A 16,843-nucleotide genomic window follows, 5' to 3' on the forward strand; every position below is an offset into this window, starting at 1 on the left:
AGATGCCTGCTTCTTTACCATGCCAGGAACTGTCGTTACCATAATTCGTTCAACATCTTCATTTCATAAATAAGGCCTGCTCCAACGGTAAAATAGGTGTTTGGGTTGCTATTGACAAGGAAGCCCTTCAAATTGTCGATGTTTTTTGTTAAGAGCCTTATATTACCTTCTGCAAAGATTTTAAACCTGTTATTGATTTTATATTTGACACCGCCTCCAACGGGTATTACAGTGCCTAGCTTATTTTTGGTTTCTTTATTCCCCATGGTTGACTCATAATCAAATAATATATATGCGCCTACGCCGGCTAAGAGGTAGGGTGTTACTCTAAGTTTACTTATATCCAGAAACTCATATTCCGCTTTTAATGTTACTTCAAGCAGTCGCGTACGAAAAGCACCGGTTATTTCATTTTCGTATGAATCGATGCTTCTGTTATCAGCTCTCAACATACCTATCATACCCTCTGTCCTTAAGTAAGTTTTATGATAAAGCCGGTGTCTGTAAAAGGCAGATCCATACAGGGAAGTATGACTCTTTAACGAAGCATCGGTATTCAATTCGCCTAAATAATTGGTAAATCCACCGGTCATGCCAATACCGTTTTTTCGTATAACATATTTTTTTTGTGCATGAAGAGCTCCTGAAGTGATCATGATTCCCCAAAATAATAGGATGATCCTGAATAGAATTTTCATAAAAATAGTTCATTTCAATAATGCAATAAGCTTATTATACCATGCGGCTACTATCCCCCCCTCATCAAAATAACATAGTGCAAATACACATGTGCTATTACCCGGAATGTATTTCAATTACAATCCTGTTAGGGGTAATTTACCCATAGCTGCACTGTTCGGGAATATATTTTGCTGCCATGCTTATCGATCTGGGCTACTCTGATAAACAGTTTTTTGCCTAACTCAATATCTTTCATTTTGCAGTGTATACCGGTCATGGAAACAAAAAATAACAAAGTAATTAACGTGACTTTGCGACGTTTTTTTACCAGGAATAAAGCTAAGAATGCTGAAATACTTAAGACTGAAAACACATTGCCAATGGACGAACTAAAAGTATAATTGAGTTGTGCCGTTGAATTGCCTTCATTTGCCTGGCTAATGATTTCTCCGATAGTTATAAAATTTATGTTGTCTTTTGATATTTCTACTTCAAAGTGGTCGACATTTGCTTCCGATAGGGTACTCCAGTGCACCTGTAGCTGACCGTTGGTGACCTTAGCTTCAAAAGGACCAAAAACAGTTAATGCACCTGCTAACGATTGAAGAAAAACTCCAAAATTAACATCGTTCAATCCGGCCAGAGGCAACTCATTGATGTCAACAACAAAATCGTTGCTGTCGATTCCATGTGTTGCGCCTACTCCTGAAGTTTGACTTAGGTCTTCTCCACTAAGCGAATAACCCTCGGGAGCCATACCGCCGGGACTGCTCATTGCAGTTCCGATGGCAATGCTTGTAGCCGATAGCATTACTTTCATATTTTGAACGCCAGCGTTATCGAGCGCAAAATTTTTAAGCATATATTGACCATTCAGCACCTGTGTTTTTTGTACAATATTTCCCGAGCCATCTATTACATAGGCAAATAGGGGTGTTGTTGCATTATACAAAGTTTCTGTATTGTCAAAAAGATGATTACGGTTGTTATCATTAAAAACTTTGCCGCTTATGCCCCCGGCCAGAGACTCAAGGAAAACTCCGAAATTAACATTCCCCAATCCTGCTAAAGGCACATCAACGATATCCACTACAAAGTCGTTGCTATTAGCTCCCTGTAAAGCTCCTCCTGCAGTGTGATTTACATCTTCACCGCTACGAAAGTATCCTCCGGGAGCTACACCAGTGGGACTAATAATCCGGGTTCCCGGGGCAATATCTGTAGCCGAAAGCATTACTTTGATGTTTTGATCGGTGATATTACCTGAGGGGAAATCTTCTAAAGTATATTGACCATTCACCACCTGTGTTTTTCGCACAATAGTTCCAGAGCCATCTATAGCATATGCGAAAAAGGGTGTGGCTGTGTTATACAAAGTCTCTGTATCATCAAAAAGATTATTACGGTTATCGTCATTAAACACCTTACCGCTTACCGGAAATCCTGTAAGTTTTACAAGATGATCTTCTACTTCACCTTCATTGGCTGAACCAATTGAGCGGGCATCTTGCCCAGTAGAATTAGCAGTAGGAAATGTTGTTGCCAACCTCAAACGAAGCGGGTAGCTGACAAAGGCCCGCAATCCTGAGGAAAGCCCCGAGAAATTTAATGTAGCCGTTGTGGCACCCGAAAGTACGGTAGTGGAAGCAGCTTCGTTTACATCAAAAACTCCATTATTGTTAACATCTATCCAACCTATTAATGTAGCATTTACTCCTAAATTATTGGTAACAGGAATATTGCTAATTTTAAAACTGGTAGCGCCGGGCAAGATTGCAACCGGAAGGCTGTAGGGAGTGACTAAGCCATCTTCATCATCTTCATCGTGGGTGTCATCTCCTAAAAGATCAGTACTGTACCACATAGCAGCATCACTATCTATTTTCTCTCCTATTAAAAGAGCCGGGTAATTCCTGGCAGCCAAGGGAAGTGCGGCCAGGTTAATGCCCATGCCAACACCTGGTGTTCCTCCCGTAAAACCTACATCCTGTAAGTGTATTGCATCACCATACCCCGCTGGTGCATCACCAAAGTCAAATGTGCTTAAAAAACCAATTGCAACAGCCTGCTTGCCACCACCTTTTAAGGTTATATCAACATAGTCAGCATTCTTAGAAAACCAAATCATAGTACCTGCTCCCTCTGTTGATGTAGGATTTCTCATCTTAATGGTGCGCCCCTCGTTACTAACATCAACTACTGTTCTAAATAATGTTGAGGCGGGGTTTACAATATTTTTAATACGGTCAATAGCTTGCCATGCATTGCCTGCTGTAGTATATTCCTCATATTCATTACTGCCGTTAATAGATTCAGCTCCTGCCACCGTCATTCCGGCGATGCTTGCGGGTACTCCATTTAATGTTGCGGCAACTGTAATTCTAAAACTTACTGTTGTTGCTGCATGGGTATTAATAATTCCTATTATTGAATTATGAGCATCGGATGCATTATCGTAAGCGTTTGTTATAGGACTGCCGTTATAATTATAGCTGCTCCCCGGCCAGGATTGATGACCGGACGAAGAAGCCGATTTATACCAATTATAACCCGTTTTTAAATCGTCACTTGGGAATTGCCCTGATACATAAGATTCTATAGTGCCAGCTAAGTTGGTTATTGTTATATGGTAGGTGATACCTTGCGGAGTGGTAACTGTTCGTACAGAATTATTAGATATATGATCTCCCGGCCGGCTATCATTGTTTAAATCCCAATTGATCCAGTACATGCTATTTTTAAAAGTGCCATTACCTCTTATCGCCGGTGAAGCTCCCGCTTGTGCAAACGCATGATTGATTTGCACGAAAAGTAAGATGAACGCTAACGCAAAGCCAATTGTCCTGAGTTTTTGGTATTTGGTATAGCAGTGCAGATAAATCCTCATTTTTGGTAGTTCTGATTTGTTTTTAATTAAAATAGAACGAGTAATAGTACCTGGAATTTCATGCAGCAATCGAAAATCTGAAATTCAAATAACTCATGCTTAATACGAATTTATCATAAAATCTATAACTAAGATGGTTTTTTATAATGTGTTATCAGGTGTTTCAAAAGTTTTTGAGCACAATACTTTTCAAGCCTTTGGCTCTTTTTAGGAGTTTTATTGGGAAAGTTTTGGAGGAATTGCCGAAAATATCTGGCGCCATTAAGGCTGCATAGTGTGGGGGATGTTTTAATATCGGTTACAGAATCCTATAAAAGATAATGAAGTTAGATTTTATCCAGCTTCAAGTAGCCTATATGTAGTTCATCTTCTACCAATCCTTTACCAGGTTCTAATAGAATTGAAAACCGTTCCTTCTGGTGCTCTGGCAGAATATCTGCCACATTCAATACCTCGTCCACATCTACGCCGTATTTATTGTCTACATGGCTGATGCCGCTTTTATCTTCGGTGTTATAATCCCTATAGAAAGAAGTTTGTTTAGCATTTCTAATTGCTTGCGACAGATCCTCCGCTACGGTTAGCAGTTTATAATGATGTTCTTCAAAAGAGCCCGGTAAGTAGCCTCCCAGGTTGATGAAGAAGAGGTGTTGATTTTTCTCCGGTTTGGCAGCTTGCTCTATTATGGAGATGCGGAACCCGTCAACAGCAGTTACTTCGCGCCAGCTATCAATATGTATTTTGCCCGACCCGCGCCAAAAAGCTTTGATGTCGGGAATAATATCTTTTAGATCTTTTCCAATACAAAAAAATACATCATGTTGTTCTGTATGCCTTCCCGCTGGTGTGCAGCCCAGCAGTAAGTAAAAAAGTTTATAAGCCATCCTTGTTCAATTGTTTCAATAAATCTTTAACCGAGAATACCGGGCGTTGGCAGGCATAATTCTCGCACAAAAACAGCGCGAGTTCCTGATCCGTCGTTTTGTCTTTTAAAAGCGGGAAGCTTTCATCAGGTTGATGTGCGGCCATCATAATGCTGTGAAATAAAGGTTGTGCCAGTAATTCACTTAATGAAGGTTCAAAGTTACCTATCAGCACTACTTCTTTGGTTCCTGTTATTTGCTGGTAAACACCTGCGAGCCATACACCAAAGGAGGTGGGGTATTTAACAGCAACAGTACTTAATCCTTTGGTCATTTGATAAGAACGCTCCAGCCATTCTCTTTGATCTAAAAGAAGTCCGAGTTCTAACAGGTTTTGAGCCATAACGGAGTTGCCGCTTGGGGTGGCGCCATCGTATACTTCTTTTTTTCGTACGATAACATCAGTTTGTTGTTCGGGCGTATAATAAAAATAGCCGTCGGGCTCTGAAAAATCTGCAATCACTTTTTCGCAAAGCTTTTTAGCGCGAAACAGGTAGTCCGTGTTTGCTGTAATCTTGTGTAATTGTAGCAGTGCCTGGATCAGGTAGGCATAGTCATCGAGAAAAGCGGGGTACTTTGCCGCTCCGTTTTTCCATACGTGTTGCCAGTTGCCCTCTGCCGTTTGAAAGGCGGATAGCAAAAATTCCATATTGCAAACGGCTTTTTGCTTGTAGATGTCGTTGCCTGTTGCCGCATAGGCTTTGCTATAAGCCGAGTTCATTAAAGCATTCCAGCTCAAAATGATCTTATCATCCAAAGCAGGCTTAATGCGTTGTTCTCTTACTTGAAGCAGTGTAGCATTGCATCGATCCAGTAAGAGCTGTAAATCTTCAATTTTATACTGACGATTAGCAGCAAATACGGGTAAGGGTTCCAGCACGCGAAGGATATTTTTCTTTTCCTCCGAGGGAGTCCCTTCGGACCAATTACCGTTAGCTGATATGTTATAATAGTCACAATAAACAGCGGCATCTGGTCCGAGTAACTCCTCAATCTCTTCGAGCTGCCATACATAGTATTTACCTTCTTCGCCCTCGCTGTCTGCATCGAGTGCTGCATAAAACCCATTGGATGGGTCCAGTAGTTCGCGCTCAACGAAGGTTAGTGTATGGTCAATAGTTCTTTTATAGTATTCGTTTTGTGTGATGGCATATGCTTCGCTCAAAGTAGTTACAAGTAATGCATTATCATAAAGCATTTTTTCAAAATGGGGTGCCAGCCATTCGGGATCGGTTGAGTAGCGAGCAAATCCTCCGCCGATCTGGTCGTAAATGCCTCCTTCGATCATTTTATTCAGGCTAAGCAAAGCCTGTTGTAATGCCTCTGCTGCCAGTTGAGAATTTCTTTCTTTTTCAAATGTGTAGTAGCGCAATAAGAATTGAATGGAGAATGTTTGTGGAAATTTAGGAGCCGCACCAAATCCGCCCCATTGCCTGTCTGCCTGCTTTAAGAGATTGTCGCAGGCAGTATCTATCTGTTCGATTGAGAAAGACTCTTCCGTAGTATTGATACCAAAGCTATTGGCCTGGTAAAGATGTTGGGTAAGTCCGTTAGCCTGTTCTTCGATATCTGTTCTTTGTTTTTTAAATGCATCTGCTACAGCTGTTAATACATCTTTCCAGGACGGTCTGTTCATTACAGGCTTAGGTGGAAAATAAGTGCCGCCGTAAAATGGTTTTTTATCCGGGGTAAGAAATGCGTTTAAGGGCCAGCCTCCGCTACCAGCCATTGCCTGCACAGCGTCCATATAAATATGATCCAGGTCTGGTCGTTCTTCCCGGTCAATTTTGATGTTGATGAAATGTTCGTTCATCAACGCTGCTGTTGCTTCGTCTTCGAAGCTTTCCCTCTCCATTACATGGCACCAGTGGCAGGCTGCATAACCAATGCTAACCAAAATGGGTTTGTCTTCAGCTATTGCTTTCTGCAAAGCCTCATCTCCCCATGGATACCAGTTTACAGGATTGTGTGCATGTTGCAGCAGGTAAGGGCTGGTTTCATTGATAAGTGCGTTGGGCATCTTTGAAGTTTAAGATTCAATATTTGGAAGTTCAAAGTTCTATAAACAACATTAAACTTAAAGGCTTAAATTTCAAATTTATTTACCCCATCCCCATTTTAAAAAGGCAGGCATTGCCAGTCCCCAGGTGGCCACATCGTGTTTGCCCTCATCCAGCTCCAGGTAGGTAATATCTTCGGGTTTGTAACCTTTAGCCAATAGCTCTTTAATGTGATCTAATGTATCGTCGATCGAATCAATAATACCATTATTGTTACGGTCGCCGCTTTCATCCAGTTTGCCACATTCAAAGAAAAATTTAAGCCCGGGTGAATATGCTCCTTTGCGTATTTGTTGCTGCATAATGCGATGTTTATCGTCATCGTATTTTTTGTCGTGTTGGTCCACACTACGCCACCAGAGTGAGCCCGAAAAAATTCCTGCTTTGGAAAAAATATCGGGATGGCTCCAAACCATATCAAAGGCGCTTAATCCTCCCAAAGAAAATCCTGCAAAGGCAATTTCTCTGAATTCAGGAACCTGGTAGGTTTCTTTAATAAAGGGAAGCAATTCTTTTAGAATAAACTTGCTATAGGCACCGGCCTTTGTTCCGCGTCCGAGGTAATCTTTCTTTTTCGCAACGCCGTATTCCTGTATTCGCTCGCTGCCGGCAGCGATTGCTACAGACAGTACCGGGTGAATGGCATTTTGCTGGTATAGATCGTGAAGAATTTTGTCGTATCCCATAACGGGCATATCCTGTCCGTCATTGATCAGCAATAAACTGATTGTTGCCTGGTTAACAACATTTTTGGGAAGAAATAAACTAAGTGTAACTTCTCTTTTTAAATGCGTTGATGTTATGATTAAGGTATCGGTAACCAATTCTAATTCGGCTGCAGTTTCCATTCAATCAAAAATAGTAAAATGTATTTTTAATATTATTTAATTATTAATTTCTGTTTTGATAAAGGTTTAATATTTGATCAGAAACAATTTTTGTTTATATCAATTTTAAAAATATATTTGATAGTGAAGTATTTTTAATAGCGATCATTTTTGAAACCATATTAATAACCGCACCATAATTATTGTACCAACAAACTAATTTAAACATGAAAAAAATAGGTATTCTGCACGGAAAGGAGCGATCGTTTCCTGAGGCTTTTGTAAACAGGGTAAATAGCAAAAATATAGAAGGTATTATTGCCGAACCGGTAAAAATTGAAAAGGCATTGCAGGGCGTAGGCAGTGGTTACTCCGTAATCATCGACCGTATATCGCAGGATGTGCCATTTTATCGCACCTGGTTGAAAAATGCGGCCCTTACGGGAACTGCCGTTATCAACAACCCTTTCTGGTGGAGCGCTGATGATAAGTATTTCAATAACTGCCTGATGACTCAGATAGGGGTACCTGTTCCTAAAACAGCCATTCTGCCGTCCAACGAAATGCCTGATGATACGAGCGCAGACTCTTTCAGCAACCTGTCTTATCCTTTAGATTGGCAGGGGATTTTTGACGAAGTAGGATTTCCTACTTATATGAAACCTTTTGCCGGCGGTGGTTGGAAGAACGTGTATAAGCTCAATACCATGGAAGAGTTTTTTGAGAAGCACAACGAAACGGGGCAGTTGGTAATGCTGTTGCAGGAAGAGATCGTTTTTGAAGAATACTATCGGTGTTATTGTATCGGAGGCAAGCATGTACGTATCATGCCTTATGAGCCGCGTAATCCGCATCATTTACGTTACAAAGCCGACTTTGCGCCAACCGAAGAGAAACTAAAAGAAATGACCGAAATTGTTTTGAAGATCAATAAATATCTCGGCTACGATTTCAATACGGTTGAACTGGCTTTGCGCGATGGTATTCCTTATGCCATTGATTTCTGCAACCCGGCACCCGATGCCGATGTAGCCAGTGTAGGAGCTGAGAATTTTGAGTGGGTGGTAGAAACGGCTGCCAGCTTTGCCATTGAAAAAGCATTGGCCAATAATGGTGGCGATAATCTTACCTGGGGTGAATACGTTAAACAGAGTGCAGGAAAATAAATGCCAATCTGCTAATGTGATGATGTGCTACTGCCGACTTGGCAAAAGCGCTTTATGTGAGGTAACACTGTACCCGATAATCAACATTTTCACATTAACATATTAGCTAATTATCATATTAGCAAATTTTTCAAATGGTCTTAAATTATAAAACATTTACACTGGGTGTAGAGGAAGAATACATGGTGCTTGACCCCGAAACTTTCGAGCTGAAAAGCCATGAGCAACGTATTGTTCAGGAAGGGCAGAAAACGATTAAGGACAAAGTTAAAGCTGAAATGCACCAGGCTGTAGTAGAAGTGGGTACTGATATATGCCAGGATATTGATGAGGCGCATAAAGATGTTTCTTTACTGCGTAAAACCATATACGATATTGCGGGAGACCTAGGTTTAACCTTAGGTGCGTCAGGCACCCACCCGTTTAGTCACTGGGAAAAACAGCTGATCACCGATCATCAGCGCTACAACGAGATTATTGCCGAATTACAGGAGGCTGCGCGCAGCAATCTCATTTTTGGGCTACATGTGCATGTGGGTATGGAAAGCCGCGAACTGGCTAATCACATCGCCAATTCTACCCGCTACTTTTTACCGCATATTTTTGCGTTGAGCACCAACTCTCCTTTTTGGGAGGGCCGTACCACGGGCTATAAATCGTACCGTACCAAGGTTTTTGACAAGTTCCCCCGCACTGGCATTCCGGATGCCTTTGAAAGTATTGAAGCATACGACAATTATGTAAAGATGCTCATCAAGACCAATTGTATTGATAATGCCAAAAAGATCTGGTGGGATCTCCGCGTACACCCGTTCTTCAATACAGTAGAGTTCAGGATATGCGATATTCCTATGACAGTAGATGAAACCATAGCAATAGCGGCTTTATTCCAGGCCATATGTGCACGCATTTACATGTTGCGCAGCAAAAATCTCAATTATATACAATACTCTCGTCCACTCATCAATGAAAATAAATGGCGCGCCAGCCGGTATGGATTAGATGGTTATTTGATTGATTTTGGTAAAGAAGAGGAGGTTAATACGCGTGCTCTTATTTATGAATTGCTTGATTTTTTAGATCCGGTTATTCCACATTTAGGCAGTCGCCATAGAATTGACTACGTTCATAAAATACTAGAGAATGGTACAGGGGCAGACCGGCAGCTGGCTGTTTTTGAAGAAACAAAAGACTTGGCCCAGGTAGCAAAATATATCAGCAATAGTTTTTTACACGGGATCTGATTATCGTGAGATGGACACATGCTGTACTTCGTAAACCGGGCTGAACAGGTAGGTTTTATTAGTCGATATTTCAATACAACTGTATCTTTTGGTCCGCTTTCTGCCTTTTTGAAATATGCGGCCATCTTTAAGGCGAAAGAATTCTCCCTCAGGAATGGCTTCTACAAGAGCATAGCCTTCTTTTCTCGCATCATAGCGGTAAAGGATACGCTGAAGACTCTCCTCCGAGCAGGTAGATGCTCCGGGGTTGTGTAGGGTAGCTAATAGTTCATTTTCAATATCTGCCGGGAATATTTTTTTCTCAATAAACTGGGCCAGTATCTGGCCGTACATGGTTTTCCATTCCTTTCCATGTGCCTGCACCCGGTTGCCATATTTTTCAAATGTAACCAGGTGCGCCAATTCATGCAATAGTGTGATCAGGAATGCGTACTTGTTCAGGTTCCCGTTTACACTAATCCGGTGATGCCTGGTGTCAATACTATGCCGGTAGTCGCCTAAAACGGATTTCCTGCTTTTGGCGATGGTTAAATGCACTTTATAAAAATTCAGATAAGCAACAACTGGCTCAAACGTGTGATCAGGAAGGTAGTCTGCCAGCTGCTGTAAAGGAACTTCCTTTTTAGCCATTCTTATTATTCCTTAAAGCTTTTTGTAGAGAAGAAACTTCTATTACATTATATAATATGTAAATGCCGAGGCTGCCAAAAAGCGAAACCTTGTTTACCTTACCGTCAGTCCAGTAAATGTACACGAATGCCGCAATGGCACAGGCAAAAAGACGAATAATGAATCCCGTATAGAAAACCCTTACAAATACATGTGGATTAGGGTTACTGACCGCTTTTAACCCGTTTCGCACGGTGAAAATTCCAATTAAAAACAAAATGATATTAGCTACGATTAACACATTGGCGTCGGCACCTGCTTTTGTCAGCGTTTCCCTGAAAACAAGAAAGAAAGCACTTAAAAGTACAAAAACCAGTATCATCAATTTAAGCGGATTAAAACCTTTTTTACTTGCGTCCATCATTGTTATCCTTTTTCCCTGTTTCTTTAATTAGTTTGTAGAATGTAATAGCCAATACCAGCAAAGGTAAGGCTACTGTAAATAAAGGTGCTATATCAAATCGACTGTCAAGTTGAATTCCACCGTAAACGGCCAGGCCAATCAGCGCCAGCAATTGAGCCGTGATTCCCAAATAGCGAAACCAGGGACTATACTTTTTTTGTTGCAAGGAATGATATTTGCTGATAAACGTACATTAAATTTTTTATCTGCCAATTTAGTAGGTAGGATGAAAAATTTAATGGTAGTTCTTCCTGACAAAAGCAATAACGGATTTTCGGGAAAAAGCTAATTGGATAAGCGCAAATGGAGTAAATTGGAATACCTGAAACAGGGTTTTGAACTTTAGGAAATAAATAATTAATTTAAAATGTAGATTTACTGCAATTTTGCTTCACTAAGGCGAAGAATTTTAAACAACATATTGAATGAAGAAATCGGTACGAATATTTTGGCGGTTATTTTTTATCGGGTTTATTTTATTTATAGCAGTTATTGTAATGGCCAACTATGGCGTATTTGGTAAAATGCCTTCTATTGAAGAACTGGAAAATCCTACAATTGCCCAGGCCTCAGAGGTGTATGCCAGCGAAGGAACTTTGATGGGAAGGTATTATTTACCATCAGGAAACAGGAGTATTGTAAAGTACAAAGAAATCTCACCGAATGTAGTTAACGCATTGGTATCTACAGAGGATAAAAGGTTTTACGAACACTCAGGTATCGACATAAAAGGTACTTTGCGGGCCATATTTTCCGGCGGTTCGCAGGGTGGAGGTAGTACCATTACCCAGCAGCTGGCTTTGGCTTTGTTTAATAAAAGAGCTACAAACCCTGTAAAAAGGGTCATTCAAAAGCTCAAAGAATGGATTATCGCAGTTAAGCTGGAACGAAATTTTACAAAAGAAGAGATCCTTGCCTTGTACCTGAATGCGGTACCTTATCCTGACAATGTTTTCGGTATCAGAAATGCCGCTAAAAGATTTTTCCAGAAAGAACCGGGGCAGCTAAATGTATCTGAAGCCGCGCTCCTGGTAGGTAGTATTAACGGGCCGGGTATTTATAATCCGCGTCGCAATCCCAAGGCCTCCATGGACAGGCGCAATCTCGTTTTAGGAAGAATGGCGGAAAACGGTGTTATTTCTACTTCAGAAGCCGAATCGCTTCAGGCGGTTGCTCCCGTGCTGAATTATAAAAAGCCCGCTGAAGATCTTGGATTTGCGCCTTATTTCCGAGAAGTGCTACGTGAAGAAGTAAAGAAAATATTAAAAGATATCTCTAAACCCGATGGTTCATCATATAATATTTACAATGATGGATTGAAAATTTATACAACCATTAACCCCGTAATGCAGATGTATGCGGAAGAGGCGGTTGCTGCCCAGGCCCCCCAGTTGTACCGGAATGTGATCCGGCAGGGATTTGTAAAAAATGGTAGTGTTTGGAATAAACGGGATAATATACTGGAAGCTGCAATGAAAGCGAGCGACCGTTGGAAAAACTCGGCAGAAGATGGCTTAAGCGACAAAGAGATAAGGGCGACTTTCTTTGAAAAAACACCCATGAAAATTTTTGCCTGGAATGCAGAGCGCTCGAGGGATACGGTAATGACTCCTTATGATTCTATTAAATACCACAGACTGTTTACGCAGGCGGGTTTTATGGCAATGGATCCGTCAACCGGAGAAGTGAGGGCATGGGTAGGAGGTATTGATTTTAAAACATTTAAGTATGACCACGTTAACCTTAATACAAAAAGGCAGGTAGGTTCTACCATTAAGCCATTATTATACGGTGAAGCTGTAGATGAATTGAATTTTACGCCCGAAACTCCTGTACAGGATGTACAACAAAGCTTTGGCGCCGGACAGCTAGTTCCAGCCACAGGTGCTACTTGTACCGGCAGAACCATGACTATGGCTTCTGCCCTGGCCTGGTCCAGGAACTGTGCAACTGCCTATATTATGAAGCAGGTAGGTCCCCGGCATTTTACTGATTTTCTGGAGAAAATAGGTGTGCCAACAAAAGTACAGGCATTCCCTTCTATAGCATTGGGATCCTGCGAACTTTCTTTATTTGAGATGATGTGGGCTTACTCCATGTTTGGAGGCCGTGGTTTTTCTACCAAACCTTATTTTATCAGCCGTATAGAAGACAGGAATGGAAATGTGATTAAAAGATTTGACTATAGCGCTAACAGGAGAGAAGCGATTAGTGAGGCTACGGCTTACACCATGTCGAGAATGATGCAGGGCGCTGTGGATATCGGAACCGCTAAGGGATTGCGGGCAAGACTTGGCGCTGCAGAAATGGCGGGCAAAACTGGTACTACCAATGATAACAGCGATGCCTGGTATATGGGTTTTGTGCCTCAATTGCTGGCAGGCGTTTGGGTGGGTAGCGATGATCGTTTCATCAGGAACGAGGGAGCCGGCGGTTTTGGTGGTACAGCCGCCCGTCCTATCTGGGAACATTTCTTTAAAAAGGTATATGCTAATAAGGACCTGGGAATTTTGAAGGATGAAAAATTTGCCGAACCTCCAACTATGAGCAATGAAGCGGTAAGTGCCGACCCCTCTGTGTTTTATTCGGATGATGCTAACGGGGGACCTGCTGCAGCCGGCGAAGATATGGGAGTAGGTACCGAGGAAGACTATATGCAGAACAACAATGAGTACATCGGTCCTGAATCTGCGCCGCTACCAGATGATCCTAATAAGAAGAAACAACCCGTAAAAGATACAAGTGCCAAAAAGGAAAAACCCATTGGCACACCTGAAGAGCCTAAAAAGAAGAAAGGACTTTTCAAAAAAATATTCGGTAGAAAAGACGAGAAAAATTAATAAAACAGAATTTTTCCGATATTTAATCCTGGTATTATCGGGCCTGGCAATTCAACCACCGCGTAACCGGCCCATCGCTGTTGCAAATGGCATCTGGGGTTTCTCCGTGTCTCTTGTAGACCGGATTGTTCAAATCAGATGAATAGTCTTTGCACTTCGCACGTTATATTTGCACGAATTTCTTATTCATATTAAATTAGTTTATTGTATATGGCAGATATTTTCGAAAGATTACTGAAGAATTACGGGCCTATTGGCCAGCACCGCGAAAGAGCGCACGGGTATTTTGCATTTCCAAAACTGGAAGGCGAAATAGGCAGCAGGATGAAATTTCGTGGTCAGGAAATGATTGTGTGGAGTTTGAATAATTACCTTGGCCTTGCCAATCATCCGGAAGTGAGACAAGCAGATGCAGATGGTGCAAAAGATTTTGGACTGGCACTGCCCATGGGAGCCCGTATGATGAGTGGAAACAGTAATCACCATGAGCAATTAGAGGCAGAGCTTGCTGAGTTTGTACAAAAAGAAGACTCAATCCTGGTGAATTTCGGTTACCAGGGAATGGCAAGCCTGATAGATGTATTATGCAGCCGCCATGATATTATTGTATATGACGCTGAAAGTCATGCCTGCATTATTGACGGATTGCGCATGCATGCCGGACACCGTTACGTTTTTAAACATAACGATCTGGAAGACCTGGAAAAGCAATTGCAAAGAGCGAGTTCTTTAATTGAAAAGCAAAAAGCCGGAGGTATCCTGGTAATAACCGAAGGCGTGTTTGGAATGGCGGGTGACCAGGGAAAACTGAAAGAAATTGTAGATCTTAAAGATAAATATGAATTCAGACTGCTGGTTGATGATGCTCACGGCTTTGGTACTTTAGGAAAAACAGGAGCCGGAGCAGGTGAGGAGCAAGGTGTACAGGATCAGATAGATCTTTACTTTTCTACTTTTGCAAAATCAATGGCTTCAATAGGGGCCTTTATAGCCGGTGAAAGAAAAATTATTGACTATATCCGTTACAATATCCGCAGCCAGATCTTCGCAAAGAGTTTGCCTATGCCTTTGGTAATTGGTAATTTAAAACGTCTGGAGCTTTTAAAAAGTCAGCCGGCATTGAAAGAAAAGCTTTGGGAAAATGCATTAAAGCTGCAAAGGGGATTAAAAGAAAGAGGCTTTGATATCGGTAAAACCGATTCGGTAGTTACACCTATTTATATGAAGGGCGGTGTTGAAGAGGCTACTGCAATGGTAATGGACCTGCGTGAAAACTATAAAATCTTCTGCTCTATTGTGGTTTACCCTGTTATTCCCCGCGGGCATATCATTTACAGGTTAATACCTACTGCTGCGCATACCGATGAAGATATACAATTGACCTTGGAGGCATTCACTGCTGTAAAAGAAAAATTAGATGCAGGTAGCTATAAAACAAATGCAATTCCGGATATGGCTGATGAAAGAAAATAAATGACTCAGTCAACTACTAAAAAATACCCCGCGATTTTCGCGGGGTATTTTTTGTCTTTTGGTTAAGTGTATATAATTACTTGGTCTTTGTTGAGTCAACAGTATAAGCCGTTTTCTGAGCTCTGTTTACTTCATAAATACCTACTGTTTTACCCTTTATATCAGATACAGTAAAAGTGAGATTATCATCCGTATTATATATCTTATTGTCGAACTGATAATTGCGCACGATTTCCGCTCCGTTTACTTCATCGCAAAAAATAACATCACCTGCTATATTGCTGATAGAAACAAAGTAAGTTTCATTGATTTTGTTTTTCAGCGCTAATCTATAGACTGACAGATTATTCTGAACACCCAGGTAGCTAATACCTTCTTTACCCGTGTTGTCGTTAAACTTTGCAGTAAGTGCAGAGGCGGCGAGGGTAGTGCCTACAATAGCTAATAAAGCGAGAATGACAACTTTGCTTTTCGATAAATACGATTTCATTTTTAATGAGTTTTATTGTTAAATAATGTACACCTCGGAAAATACCTGATTCACTTGTAATGGTCCGGATCATCGAAGTGATTCAGCTTTATCAGCCGGGTATATGCTTCAACTAATGCAGGTAAAACATGCCTTCTGTAGTTGAAAATAATTTCTGAAAAAACCTTTGCTTTTATGAGTTTTACCATTGTGGCGTGAACGCCGGGTAAAGGGTAAAGCATCAAAGGCTTAATTGAAATAGTGTTTGCCCAATTAACAGGATTTGGTGTATGGATTTGTAATTGGGAGTGCAAAGGTAATGCGTTTATATGCAATAGTTAAACCATGTTTTCGCAGCATTTTGGAAGACTAAATAGCGATGAATTTTCTTACCATATTGATTATCATCGCTTAGTGGGGATCATTTTGATGATGTCCAAGGGGGTAACTTCTTTAAATCCGGCCTTCCGCATCTATAAAAAAAGAAACCCCCGCAATTTGCAGGGGTTCTTTTTTTATAGGGAATAATCTGTATGAATTATTTCACTTTGTTTACAGCTACTTCGTTAATCACTTTTTTGCTTTTGCTTACGGTATAAGCACTAACGGTTTTGCCTTTTAAATTAGAGATAGTGAAAGTCAGGTCATACTCACTGTACAAATCAGCATCAAACTGATAATTGCGTACAATTTTAGAGCCACTTACTTTTTCGTTGTAAATAACGTTACCGTCATTATCTGTAACTGACACAAAGTAAATTTCGTTATTCTTGTTATTTAAAGAAAGTCTGTAAACAGGTAAGTCGTTAACATTGCCAACATAGCTGATCTCAGCTTTTTTCTCATCTTCTTCGGCTGCAAAAGCAGGGGCGGTAAAAGATGTCGCAAAAAGAGTTACTAAAGCGAAAGCGAAAATTTTTGTTTTAGAAATAAATGTTTTCATCGTATAAAGTTTTATATGTTTTAAAATTGATCTGGTTTAAAATGGTTCACCATTATCTGGGAAGCCATTTGCTGTGCTTGTTTGACACCGACCCGGTTGTCAGCGTGTTTGCAAATAATACCCCTAATTGAAAGGCTATTTGTTTTGCTTTTAAAAGAACTGTTTTCATAATTGTCTCCTTTTTTTTAAAGTCTTCAAAATTATTTCTCGTCAATATGGACCTTAATCGCCGGGCGGCAAACAAAACGAGACAAGCGA

Annotated in this window: 14 protein-coding genes; 4 read left to right on the forward strand and 10 right to left on the reverse strand. The window is 40.9% G+C overall.

Features of this window, described 5'->3' with window-relative positions; translation table 11 throughout:
- Nucleotides 1-35 precede the first annotated feature (35 nt).
- The 5 genes from ACLOAU_RS10615 to ACLOAU_RS10635 all read right to left on the reverse strand — a co-directional run bounded on the left by ACLOAU_RS10615 (nt 36) and on the right by ACLOAU_RS10635 (nt 7,399).
- Nucleotides 36-698 (reverse strand): outer membrane protein, encoded by a 663-nt coding sequence (locus ACLOAU_RS10615; RefSeq protein ID WP_427861846.1) that lies wholly within the window; start codon nt 696-698, stop codon nt 36-38.
- Nucleotides 699-826: 128 nt separating this feature from the next.
- Nucleotides 827-3,568, reverse strand: a complete 2,742-nt coding sequence (locus ACLOAU_RS10620) for a CshA/CshB family fibrillar adhesin-related protein (protein ID WP_427861847.1) — start codon at nt 3,566-3,568, stop codon at nt 827-829.
- A 326-nt stretch (nt 3,569-3,894) separates the two neighbouring features.
- On the reverse strand, nt 3,895-4,452 hold the full coding sequence (locus tag ACLOAU_RS10625) for a DUF1543 domain-containing protein (protein WP_427861848.1): 558 nt from the start codon (nt 4,450-4,452) through the stop codon (nt 3,895-3,897).
- A complete protein-coding gene (locus tag ACLOAU_RS10630) occupies nt 4,442-6,511 on the reverse strand; it encodes a thioredoxin domain-containing protein (RefSeq protein WP_427861849.1) in 2,070 nt (689 codons plus the stop codon). The genes ACLOAU_RS10625 and ACLOAU_RS10630 overlap by 11 nt, the downstream gene beginning before the upstream one ends.
- A gap of 78 nt (nt 6,512-6,589) precedes the next feature.
- The gene (locus tag ACLOAU_RS10635; RefSeq protein ID WP_427861850.1) at nt 6,590-7,399 is read right to left on the reverse strand and encodes an alpha/beta hydrolase; all 810 of its coding nucleotides are present in this window, start codon (nt 7,397-7,399) and stop codon (nt 6,590-6,592) included.
- Between the two features lie 206 nt (nt 7,400-7,605).
- On the opposite strand from ACLOAU_RS10635, the gene ACLOAU_RS10640 reads away from it, so the two are divergent.
- Nucleotides 7,606-8,544, forward strand: a complete 939-nt coding sequence (locus ACLOAU_RS10640) for an ATP-grasp domain-containing protein (RefSeq protein ID WP_427861851.1) — start codon at nt 7,606-7,608, stop codon at nt 8,542-8,544.
- Between the two features lie 134 nt (nt 8,545-8,678).
- Nucleotides 8,679-9,788, forward strand: a complete 1,110-nt coding sequence (locus ACLOAU_RS10645) for a carboxylate-amine ligase (protein ID WP_427861852.1) — start codon at nt 8,679-8,681, stop codon at nt 9,786-9,788.
- Here the strand turns inward: ACLOAU_RS10645 and ACLOAU_RS10650 are convergent, their stop codons facing one another.
- Genes ACLOAU_RS10650 through ACLOAU_RS10660 form a run of 3 tightly spaced genes read right to left on the reverse strand, consistent with a single transcriptional unit; the run spans nt 9,789 to nt 11,026 of the window.
- Nucleotides 9,789-10,418: a SprT-like domain-containing protein gene (locus ACLOAU_RS10650; RefSeq protein WP_427861853.1), complete on the reverse strand. Its 630-nt coding sequence runs from the start codon at nt 10,416-10,418 to the stop codon at nt 9,789-9,791.
- Nucleotides 10,411-10,821, reverse strand: a complete 411-nt coding sequence (locus ACLOAU_RS10655) for a hypothetical protein (protein ID WP_427861854.1) — start codon at nt 10,819-10,821, stop codon at nt 10,411-10,413. The genes ACLOAU_RS10650 and ACLOAU_RS10655 overlap by 8 nt, the downstream gene beginning before the upstream one ends.
- Nucleotides 10,805-11,026, reverse strand: a complete 222-nt coding sequence (locus ACLOAU_RS10660; protein WP_427861855.1) for an AtpZ/AtpI family protein — start codon at nt 11,024-11,026, stop codon at nt 10,805-10,807. The genes ACLOAU_RS10655 and ACLOAU_RS10660 overlap by 17 nt, the downstream gene beginning before the upstream one ends.
- A gap of 259 nt (nt 11,027-11,285) precedes the next feature.
- On the opposite strand from ACLOAU_RS10660, the gene ACLOAU_RS10665 reads away from it, so the two are divergent.
- Both ACLOAU_RS10665 and ACLOAU_RS10670 read left to right on the forward strand, forming a co-directional pair.
- On the forward strand, nt 11,286-13,700 hold the full coding sequence (locus ACLOAU_RS10665; protein WP_427861856.1) for a transglycosylase domain-containing protein: 2,415 nt from the start codon (nt 11,286-11,288) through the stop codon (nt 13,698-13,700).
- Between the two features lie 210 nt (nt 13,701-13,910).
- The gene (locus ACLOAU_RS10670; RefSeq protein ID WP_427861857.1) at nt 13,911-15,173 is read left to right on the forward strand and encodes an aminotransferase class I/II-fold pyridoxal phosphate-dependent enzyme; all 1,263 of its coding nucleotides are present in this window, start codon (nt 13,911-13,913) and stop codon (nt 15,171-15,173) included.
- A gap of 76 nt (nt 15,174-15,249) precedes the next feature.
- Here the strand turns inward: ACLOAU_RS10670 and ACLOAU_RS10675 are convergent, their stop codons facing one another.
- The gene (locus ACLOAU_RS10675) at nt 15,250-15,663 is read right to left on the reverse strand and encodes a hypothetical protein (RefSeq protein ID WP_427861858.1); all 414 of its coding nucleotides are present in this window, start codon (nt 15,661-15,663) and stop codon (nt 15,250-15,252) included.
- 517 nt (nt 15,664-16,180) lie between these two features.
- Nucleotides 16,181-16,585 carry a hypothetical protein gene (locus ACLOAU_RS10680; protein ID WP_427861859.1) on the reverse strand — a complete coding sequence of 135 codons (405 nt, stop codon included), beginning with the start codon at nt 16,583-16,585 and terminating at the stop codon, nt 16,181-16,183.
- Nucleotides 16,586-16,843: the final 258 nt, after the last annotated feature.

It is taken from the genome of Paraniabella aurantiaca (genome assembly GCF_050309965.1).
Taxonomy (GTDB): Bacteria; Bacteroidota; Bacteroidia; order Chitinophagales; family Chitinophagaceae; genus Niabella.